This is a genomic window from Suttonella ornithocola (assembly GCF_001889065.1).
In the GTDB taxonomy this organism is placed as follows: domain Bacteria; phylum Pseudomonadota; class Gammaproteobacteria; order Cardiobacteriales; family Cardiobacteriaceae; genus Suttonella_A; species Suttonella_A ornithocola.
Genome location: NZ_LWHB01000173.1, coordinates 1 through 5,559, shown reverse-complemented (window position 1 = coordinate 5,559; position 5,559 = coordinate 1). Strand labels below are relative to the sequence as shown.

Annotated in this window: 6 protein-coding genes and 1 pseudogene; 5 read left to right on the top strand and 2 right to left on the bottom strand. The window is 42.3% G+C overall.

Going from position 1 to position 5,559, the window contains the following annotated elements:
- Positions 1-189 precede the first annotated feature (189 nt).
- A complete protein-coding gene (locus A5N85_RS11980) occupies positions 190-669 on the bottom strand; it encodes a DUF4442 domain-containing protein (RefSeq protein WP_072577426.1) in 480 nt (159 codons plus the stop codon).
- Positions 670-888: 219 nt separating this feature from the next.
- On the opposite strand from A5N85_RS11980, the gene mgtE reads away from it, so the two are divergent.
- The 5 genes and pseudogenes from mgtE to A5N85_RS11960 all read left to right on the top strand — a co-directional run bounded on the left by mgtE (position 889) and on the right by A5N85_RS11960 (position 5,204).
- On the top strand, positions 889-2,256 hold the full coding sequence (mgtE, locus tag A5N85_RS11975) for a magnesium transporter (protein ID WP_072577425.1): 1,368 nt from the start codon (positions 889-891) through the stop codon (positions 2,254-2,256).
- Positions 2,257-2,322: 66 nt separating this feature from the next.
- Positions 2,323-2,796, top strand: coding sequence for a protein-export chaperone SecB (gene secB / locus A5N85_RS11970; protein ID WP_072577424.1), 474 nt, complete (start codon positions 2,323-2,325; stop codon positions 2,794-2,796).
- Entirely contained in the window at positions 2,796-2,963 is a 168-nt protein-coding gene (locus A5N85_RS16710) for a 2-dehydropantoate 2-reductase N-terminal domain-containing protein (RefSeq protein ID WP_249023974.1), read from the top strand. Before secB ends, A5N85_RS16710 begins: the two co-directional genes overlap by 1 nt.
- Positions 2,923-3,789, top strand: a complete 867-nt coding sequence (locus A5N85_RS11965; RefSeq protein WP_249023973.1) for an NAD(P)H-dependent glycerol-3-phosphate dehydrogenase — start codon at positions 2,923-2,925, stop codon at positions 3,787-3,789. The genes A5N85_RS16710 and A5N85_RS11965 overlap by 41 nt, the downstream gene beginning before the upstream one ends.
- A 13-nt stretch (positions 3,790-3,802) precedes the next feature.
- Positions 3,803-5,204 (top strand): annotated as a pseudogene (locus A5N85_RS11960) (DHA2 family efflux MFS transporter permease subunit).
- A gap of 98 nt (positions 5,205-5,302) precedes the next feature.
- On the opposite strand, the gene A5N85_RS11955 reads toward A5N85_RS11960, so the two are convergent.
- Positions 5,303-5,559: transposase (locus A5N85_RS11955; protein WP_211268195.1), on the bottom strand; the 257-nt coding region annotated here is incomplete at its 5' end.

Here is a 5,559-nt window from a genome sequence, read left to right as displayed (position 1 = left end):
TATAAAATTAAATATTTTTTATTTCTATTTAATATTAAAAATCTTTATCTCAATAAACTCATCAACTTATTAAAAAAATAATTTAACTAAAAAATTACTAGATATTAAATACAACCTTCAAATAAACATCATAATTTCATTTAAAGTTCGTATGATATTTATATAGCTAACAATAGAGAATTATGATTTCTATTGTTTAGGTCGAAAAGCAGGACGCAAACGCACATATAAGGTACGATTCACCTCTGCAATTAAATCACCATTTTTATTAACTAATCGATTCACCACTTTAGGCAAATATTTTTCTCCACTAGCGGTTTGTTGGCGAATGTCTTCAATAAACGCATCTGATACTTCTGCCTCAAACCATACCGCACCATAAGCCGGCTTCTTAAAAACAATTTCTGCTGCTTGATCCCAAACGTAATAACGCTTAATCCCTAATCGGGCAAGCAGCAAAGTAGTATAAATCGGGTCAGTCATTGAAAATAAACTACCGCCAAATTGCGAGCCATTTAGATTTCTTGTCCATGGTCGCCATTTTAATTTCACGCGGGCATATGAATAATCGGGGGCGACCTTTTCAACTTTAATACCTGTTAGCCAAAAAGGCGGCCATAAATTAAAAGAACGACGCATTAATTCAGGATATTTAAACCACCATTGCATTGACGCTATTTCTCCTATATCTCTTTGAATCAGCCTAACGGTTAACATTAATTTTTATACTATAAAGCCAAATCTGGCATAGCGCATACTTTTAAACCACAAACGTTTTTTTTACATTCTGACCAGATATTCATAGAAAAACAAAGTAACTTTTGACTTTAACACTAGCAATTTTTCTAAAAAACATTAGGATATCCCAATTTTTATCGGGGGCGCGATATGACTGAATTTGAACCTGCTGAACGCGAAGAAGAAATCAACATTACCCCCTTAACGCAAGTGCGCGATGCGCTGCATGAAGAAGACTTAGAAGAAGTTAGCGAAATTGTTAACGAACTTGCGCCTGCTGAAATTGCGCGGATGCTAGAGTCCCTGCCACCGACAGAACGTGAGCAAGTGTGGGAAGCCGTTGATAGCGAATACGGTGGGGATGTTTTAGCGCATCTTTCTGAATCTGTCTTAGAAGATATCGTCGATGATATGAGCCATGAAGAGCTGGTTCAAACCGCTGGCTCTATGGATGAGGATGACTTAGTCGACTTCTTACAAGATATTCCAGACGATGTTGCCTTAAAACTGATGGCTTCTTTTGATGAAGCCCAACGCGAACGTCTCACACAAATTCTAGAATATGATGAAGATAGCGCTGGCGGGATGATGAATACCGACCCTATTTCTGTGCGTCCTGAAACCTTAGTACAAACCGTTATTCGTTACCTTCGCCGTATGGATACCTTACCAGATGTAACCAATAAAATTTTCGTTGTTGATAGAGAAGGTCATCTACAAGGGGAAGTTATCCTAACACATTTGCTCACCGCAGATAATAACCTTTCCATGCGTGAAGTGATGAATACAGATTTTGTTGCTTTAGACGTGAATATGCCAGGACAACAAGTTGCGCGACTTTTCCGAGAACATGATCTCGTTTCAGCAGCCGTTTTAAATGAGAACGAACAACTCGTTGGACGCGTAACCGTTGATGATGTCGTGGATTATATCCAAGAAGAATCCGAGCGCTTACTCATGCAAACAGCCGGTATGGATGAAGAAGTCGATACCTTTGCGCCTATTCATAAAGCAGCGATTAGTCGAAGCGTTTGGCTGGGGGTTAACCTTATTACCGCTTTAGCAGCAGCTTCTGTCATCAATGCCTTTGGTGATACCATTGAAAAAGTAGTCGCATTAGCAGCCCTTTCCCCTGTTGTTGCTAGCATGGGTGGCATTGCGGGTTCACAGTCACTCACCATTATTATTCGAGGCATTGCATTGGGACAAATTGAGGGTGCGAACGCTTGGTCATTACTCTTACGCGAGCTACTCATTAGCATTATTGGTGGCTTAGTTTGGGGACTAGTTACTGCGGCAATTGCGATTGTTTGGTTTGGACAAGCCAATCTTGCACTTATCGTGTTTGTGGCTATTTTTGTTAACCTGCTTTTCGCGGCATTATCGGGGGTTATTATTCCGCTGATTTTAAACAAACTAAAAATCGATCCTGCACTGGCAGGTTCCGTCATTCTGACAACCGTTACCGATGTGGTAGGATTTCTAGTTTTATTAGGATTGGCTTCAATTTTCTTATAAAATCACGATATAGCCTTATAAGATGATACAATTTCATTATCTTTTATCAAACAAAACGAGGAACCCATGAGCGAACAAGAACAACAAGCCATCCTATTAGAAATTCGTAAACTCTATGTCGATGATATTTCTGTTGAAGTGCCTAATGCCCCACACGTTTTCCAAGAAGAACTTTCTCCAGAAATCAGCTTAGGCGTAACACACGAAATTGAAGAATTAAAAGAAGAAGGCTATTACGCTGTCAAACTTCGATTAACCGTGACAGCTAAAGATGAAAAAACTGAAAAGAGCATTTACCTCACCGAAGTCCAACAAAGTGGCGTTTTTGAAATTCAAGGTCTTGAGCCTGCGCAACTCCATCATGCCTTAAACGTCTATTGCCCAACAACACTTTATCCTTACGCAAGAGAAGTTATCAGCAGCGCAATCAACCGTGCTGGCTTCCCACCGCTTTATTTACAACCAGTAAACTTTGATGCCATTTATCAGCACAAATTACAACAAGCGCAGCAAGAAAGCGCTCAAAGTGGTCAAGCATAATGAATATCGCTGTTTTGGGCGCAGGTAGTTGGGGAACTGCACTTGCGCTTCAGCTGGCAAGAGGTGGACATACTGTCCGCTTATGGGGACATCGTCCTGAGCATATTGCTCAACTCACTCAAAACCATGAAAACGCCCGCTATTTGCCGGGCGTTTTTTTTTCCTGACACCCTTTATCCCACTGATAACCTTCCTACTGCCTTAACAAATGCAGAACTCCTCTTAATGGTGGTTCCGAGTGAACATTTTTCCCCGCTCTTGACACAAATTGCACCTTATATTCAAAAAACCCCTGTTTTGTGGGCAATTAAGGGTTTTGAGCATGGTACGGGACGACTTTTATCCAGCGTATTTACTGAACATTTTGGGCAACAACATCCGCATGCGATATTAGCTGGACCAAGTTTTGCCAAAGAAGTCGCCGCCGGACAACCAACTGCTGTGACTATCGCGGCAGCAACGGGACATCAACCAGAACCCTTTGCTCGCCCCTTTCATCGTACCAATTTTTTATGTTATACCAGTAACGACATCATCGGTGCACAAATTGGTGGAGCCGTCAAAAACATTATCGCTATTGCCACTGGCATTGCTGACGGATTAGGTTGTGGTGCAAATACACGAGCCGCTCTTATTACTCGCGGACTACATGAAACCACGCGTTTAGCCGAAGCCCTAGGCGCTTCGCCACAAACCTTAGCTGGTTTAGCTGGAATGGGTGATTTGGTTCTGACCGCAACAGACAACCAATCTCGTAATCGACGATTTGGTCTGGCTCTAGGTCAGGGCAAAACAGCAGAACAAGCCAAAGCTGAAATCGGACAAGTCGTTGAAGGGGAAGGTGCCGCGCATGATACGTGGGTACTAGCTTGCCGGCACAATATTCGTATGCCGATTGTTGAGCATATTCACCACTTACTTTCTGGGAAAATCAGTTTAGCACAAGCGGTTACCAACCTAACCACTCGGAAGTTAAAACAAGAAACGCCTTAAAAAGAAAAGTCGTATGCATACCACCGTTCCTTCTTCTCTTTCTCGTTGGCTACCTGCCCTACTCGCAATTGCGGTATTTATGCAATTACTGGATGCCACCATCCTAAATACCGCGCTTCCAAAAATGGCGGAAGACTTACAGCAATCCGCCCTTAAACATGCAATCTGCTATTATCTCCTATGCACTCACTTTAGCCTTACTGATGCCCTTATTTGGCTACTTATGTGATCGCTATGGAACGCAGCGCGTTTTTGTCGTTTCTATGGCACTATTTATCTTTGGCTCACTGCTTTGTGCAGCTGCACCTAGCTTATCAATGCTCGTATTTGGTCGAGTTGTCCAAGGCATGGGTGGCGCAATGTTAATGCCCGTTCCGAGATTAGTCATCATGCGCGCCTATCCCAAAGATCGCCTCCTACCCGTTATGAACTATGTCGTCACCCCTGCACTTCTCGGTCCAGTGCTTGGACCATTAGTGGGCGGTTACCTAGTCGATTATGCCAGTTGGCATTGGATATTCCTTATCAATGTTCCCATCGGCTTGGCAGGCTTATGGATGACCTTAAAACTGATGCCCAACTTTCGCGCCACAGATACCCAACACGTTCACCTAGATTATGCTGGATTTTTGCTTTTTAGTGGTGGAGCGGCAGGACTTACCTTATTTGTTGAAACCATTCTGCATCCCGCTTCGCGTCTTTTTGGCATCATTTGTGCTGTAGCTGGTGGAATATGCCTTTACCTTTATTGGCAGTACGCACGGAGGGCACCCGATGCTATCTATGCACCTAACCTATGGAAGGTTCGGACCTACCGTTTAGGAATCTCTGGCAGCATTATTAGTCGGCTTGGCATGAATGCGGTTCCCTTTCTACTTCCTTTATTACTACAAGTGGCATTTGGTTACGATGCTGTCCTCTCAGGATGGATGCTAGCCCCCATTGCCGTAGCTGCAATGATTGGTAAATCCCTAGTTGCGCCACTGATGAAATCCTTTGGTTATCGCAAAGTATTGGTTTATAACACACGCATTATTGGCACCCTTATCGCCCTATTAGCACTTCCTAATGCGCACACTCCCTTATGGATGCTCTTACCCTTACTTTTTATTATGGGCTTATGTAACTCCATCCAATTTACCGCAATGAATACCTTAACCCTAGCAGACCTTAGAGATTGGCAAGCGGGAAGCGGCAATAGCTTAATGGCGGTCAACCAACAATTAGGCATTAGCTTTGGTATTGCTTTGGGGGCATTATTGCTAAATGGTTTTCACAATAGCGGGCTTGCTGACGGTAACCTACATCGTGCTTTTCAATATACCTTTATCATTATTGGAATGATTACCTTCACCTCTGGATGGGTTTTTGCACATCTTCATCAACGCGATGGTGAAAATTTGGTTCATCGGTAAAAATAAAATATTTTCAATTAACTATTGTTATATCAATAATTCATCCATGAATAACAACATCTATCAAAGACCGATTTAGAACGCACTTTATAGTGCAATCATCTAAAACCCAATCCAATCCAAGGCAGATAAAAGAATAAAGTATCAATACAATCCATCCGCCATTCTTTGCGTATTTGCTTAATCCAAGCCCACATCTTTTCAATGGGATTTAAGTCTGGACTATAAGGGGGTAACCAAACTATCTCATGCCCATGCTCTTCAATGATTGCTTGAATATCACTGCGTTTATGAAAAGCGGCATTGTCCATGACAATTACACTGTTTTTAGGTAACTCAGGTAACAGTGCTTCTC